Below are 4191 nucleotides of genomic sequence, written 5' to 3'. Positions count from 1 at the left end.
CCGCAACGTGCAGCAGGCCGCACAGGGCACGCAGCAGGTGTCGTCCAACATCACAGACGTGCAGCGCGGCGCCACCGAGACCGGCACGGCGTCGTCACAGGTGCTGTCGGCGGCGCAGATGCTGTCCAACGATTCCGGCCGGCTGAAGAACGAGGTCAGCAAGTTCCTCACCAACGTCCGCGCCGCCTGACAGAAGCGAACTCCGCAGGAGGAGTTGCGTCGGCTCCCATCGCGGCCGACGCATTAGCTTGGAAGCTCATGTCGGCCCCAAGACTCGCATTCAGCTGGAACTGCCAGTTTTCGATAACTCCAGTAGAATTGCGGGACGTTGCCCCGCATGTCCTCAGTAGGAATGCGGAGGACGGATAATTCTTTCCTAGGAGGTCGACCCTACAAAGGTAGGGGAACTGGTGCACAACTCACGAGAGCCGCGCGCTCGATGAGGATTCGGTGCGTGGGCAGCCTCAAGGAAAACCTATGTCTCTGATCAATAATCTACGCATTTCCATCAAGGTATCGGCGGTGTTTGTCGCGATCTGTCTCGTCGTCGCCGGCAGCACCGGGGCGATCTACAATTCGCTGAGCGTGATGAACTCGACGGCGAAGATGACGGTGCACACGTATCAGGTGATGGAGCAGCTTTCCGAACTCGTCAGCGCCATGGTCAATCAGGAAACCGGCGTGCGCGGCTATCTCGTGTCGGGCGATACCGCCTTCCTCGCTCCCTATGAGGCCGGGCAGAAGCAGTTTCAGCAGGCGGCGGCCAAGGTCGGCAGCCTGACCTCGGACAACGCCACGCAACAGAAACGGCTCGAGCAAGTCAAGGCGCTCGCCAACGACTGGGCCACCAACGTCGCGCAGCGCGAAATCGCCTTGATGAAGGATCCGGCAACTCAGGCGAAGGCGCGTGAACTCGAGGCATCGGGCGCCGGCAAGAAGGCGATGGATGGCCTGCGTACCGTGGTGCAGGAAATGGACAAGGAAGAGCGGTCCTTGTTGTCGGTGAGGGCAGTGGCTTCCGACGCCGCGTCGGCCAGCGCCAACATGGCCATGCTGATCGGCGGCTTCGTCACCCTGCTGCTGTCTCTTGTGGGTGCCTTCGGCGTCGCGATCGCGGTGACCCGCCCGATCCAGCGCATCACCACGGAGATGGGGATTCTTGCGCAGGGTGACACATCGGTGGTCGTATCGGGCACCGAACGCAAGGACGAGATCGGCGAGATGGCCCAGGCCGTCCAGGTGTTCAAGACCAATGCGATCGAGGTCGAGCGGCTCAAGGCGGAACAGGTCGAAGCTGAGCGGCGGAGTGCGGAGCAACGCAAGCAAGACATGATCAGGCTCGCGGACGATTTCGAAGGCGCTGTCGGCCAGATCATCGGAACGGTCTCCTCCGCCTCCACGCAGCTCGAGGCGTCGGCCAGCACCCTCACCGGTACGGCCGAACGCTCGCAACAATTGGCTACCACGGTCGCTGCCGCTTCTGAGGAAGCCTCCACCAACGTGCAATCGGTGGCTTCGGCGACCGAGGAGATGGCCTCGTCGGTCGGCGAGATCAGCCGTCAAGTGCAGGAATCGGCGCGGATGGCGGGCGATGCGGTCGGCCAGGCCCGTGCCACGACCGAGCGCGTCAGCGAGCTGTCCAAGGCCGCCGCGCGCATCGGCGACGTCGTGGAACTCATCAACACCATCGCCGGCCAGACCAACCTTCTGGCACTGAACGCCACCATCGAGGCGGCACGCGCCGGTGAAGCCGGCCGCGGCTTCGCGGTCGTCGCCTCCGAGGTGAAGGCGCTCGCCGAGCAGACCGCGAAGGCGACCGGGGAGATCGGCCAGCAGATCTCCGGCATCCAGGCGGCGACCAACGACTCGGTCGGTGCCATCAAGGAGATCTCCTCGACCATCGAGCGTCTGTCGGAGATTTCGTCGGCCATCGCTGCCGCAGTGGAAGAGCAGGGCGCCGCAACGCAGGAAATCGCCCGCAACGTGCAGCAGGCCGCGCAAGGCACGCAGCAGGTGTCGTCGAACATCACCGACGTCCAGCGCGGCGCCTCCGAGACCGGCACGGCCTCCTCGCAGGTGCTGTCGGCGGCCCAGATGCTGTCCAACGACTCGACCCGCCTGAAGAACGAGGTCGGCAAGTTCCTGACCACCGTCCGCGCGGCCTGACCCTTTCGCCCGATCAAGACACGAGCGGCGCCGCAAGGCGCCGCTCGTCTCGTTTGCGGTGCATCGCAGCCTGTGAGAGCTCCCGTAATGCTACGGGCGGTCCGTTTCACAGATAGTTAAATCGCATTTACGACAATCGACGGGCGGACGGGCTCAGATTGGAGACGGTCCCGATTGGAATAATCGATACTGCATTCCATCTTCTGGGGGCTTTGATGCGCAAGAACTTTCCGGTGACTGCTGTCGAATATCCGGTCAGCGACGAGACGTTGATCGTCTCCCGTACCGACCTCAAGGGCAAGCTCACCTACTTCAATGAGGATTTCATTGCGGCTGCCGGCTTTGCGTCGGCGGAACTCATGGGCCAGCCGCACAACATCGTCCGCCATCCCGACATGCCGCCGGAGGCGTTCGACAATCTCTGGGACACGCTGAAGGCCGGCAAGCCTTGGCTTGGCGCGGTGAAGAACCGGCGCAAGAACGGCGACTTCTACTGGGTGCTGGCGACGGCTTCGCCGATCCGCGAGAACGGCGAGGTCAAGGGCTACACCTCGATCCGCACCAAACTGCCGGCCGACCAGCGCAAGCTCGCCGAAGAAGTCTATGCCGCCATCCGTGAGAAGAAGCCGCACGGCTATCGCATCGACGCCGGCATCATCCGCCGCCGTTCCTGGCTCGACCGCTTCAGCATCTTCACCGGCACGCTGAAGGCACGCCTGGTCACGACGATGGTGCTCCAGCTGCTGTTCATGCTCGCGCTCGGCATCGGCGGCGCGCTCTCCACCGGCGGTTCGACCAGCCTGCTGCTGTCTGCGCTTGCCGTCGTAGGCGCCGCCATCGTCTGCTTCGCCGGCTTTGCGACCATGCGTGCGATCCAGGAGCCGATGCGGCAGCTCAACGACACCCTGGTCAACATCGTCCAGGACAAGCTCGACAATCTCATCGTGATCGAGCGTGACGACGAGATCGGCGAGGCGCTGCGTAACCTCCAGACCGTGCAAACCCTGGTCCGCTTCAGCCGCGACGAGGTGCAGGCCGTGCAGCGCCGGGCCGAGGCGCAGCGCAAGGCCGACATGACCAAACTCGCCGACGGTTTCGAGGCCGCGATCGGCGAGATCGTCGAGACCGTGTCGTCGGCCGCGACCGAGCTCGAGGCTTCGGCCTCGACCCTGTCCTCGACCGCCGGCCGGGCGCAGGAACTGGCGACTGCGGTGGCAACCGGCTCGGAGGCGGCCTCCAGCAACGTTCATTCGGTGGCATCGGCGGCAGAGGAGATGTCGTCCTCGGTCCGTGAGATCGGCCGCCAGGTGCAGGATTCCAGCAGGATCGCGAGCGAGGCGGTCAGCCAGGCGCACGCCACCACCGAGCGCGTCAGCGAATTGTCGCGGGCCGCGTCGCGGATCGGCGACGTCGTCGAGCTCATCAATGCCATTGCCGGCCAGACCAACCTGCTGGCGCTCAATGCCACCATCGAGGCGGCGCGGGCGGGCGAGGCCGGCCGCGGCTTCGCAGTCGTGGCTTCCGAGGTCAAGGCGCTTGCCGAGCAGACCGCCAAGGCAACCGGCGAAATCGGCCAGCAGGTCGGCGGCATCCAGGCCGCGACGCAGGATTCGGTCAGCGCGATCGGCGAGATCAGCGGCACCATCGCGCGTTTGTCGGAGATCGCTTCGGCGATCGCGGCAGCAGTGGAGCAGCAGGGCGCGGCGACCCAGGAGATCGCCCGCAACGTGCAGCAGGCGGCCCAAGGCACCCAGCAGGTCTCGTCCAATGTCGGCCACGTCCAGCGCGGCGCTTCCGAAACCGGCTCGGCGTCCTCGGAAGTGCTGTCGGCAGCGCAGATGCTGTCCCGCGACTCCAACCGCCTCAAGCTCGAAGTCGGCAAGTTCCTGAACTCGGTCCGTGCCGCCTAAGGAATGTGGCGGCATGGCTGCGATGTCGGTTTCGCAGTGCGGTAGCAGGGAAGTGAATGCGGGATAGCGGCCGGGGGTTAGCCTTTCCGGCGGTGCTCAGGTAAAGGAAGAAGGG

The 4191-nt window shown here is 64.8% G+C and carries 2 protein-coding genes and 1 pseudogene; all 3 read left to right on the top strand.

Annotated features, from left to right (window positions below; genetic code table 11):
• Nucleotides 1–190: pseudogene (locus tag JHD07_RS34220) on the top strand (methyl-accepting chemotaxis protein); the annotation flags it as partial.
• A 287-nt stretch (nt 191–477) separates the two neighbouring features.
• The gene (locus JHD07_RS34215; RefSeq protein WP_291630195.1) at nt 478–2166 is read left to right on the top strand and encodes a CHASE3 domain-containing protein; all 1689 of its coding nucleotides are present in this window, start codon (nt 478–480) and stop codon (nt 2164–2166) included.
• Nucleotides 2167–2381: 215 nt separating this feature from the next.
• A complete protein-coding gene (locus JHD07_RS34210; RefSeq protein ID WP_291630193.1) occupies nt 2382–4076 on the top strand; it encodes a methyl-accepting chemotaxis protein in 1695 nt (564 codons plus the stop codon).
• Nucleotides 4077–4191: the final 115 nt, after the last annotated feature.

Origin of the sequence: Bradyrhizobium sp., from assembly GCF_016462955.1 — a bacterium.
In the GTDB taxonomy this organism is placed as follows: domain Bacteria; phylum Pseudomonadota; class Alphaproteobacteria; order Rhizobiales; family Xanthobacteraceae; genus Bradyrhizobium.
The sequence above is the reverse complement of the archived record's forward strand: the minus strand, read 5'-3'. Positions and strand labels throughout refer to the sequence as shown.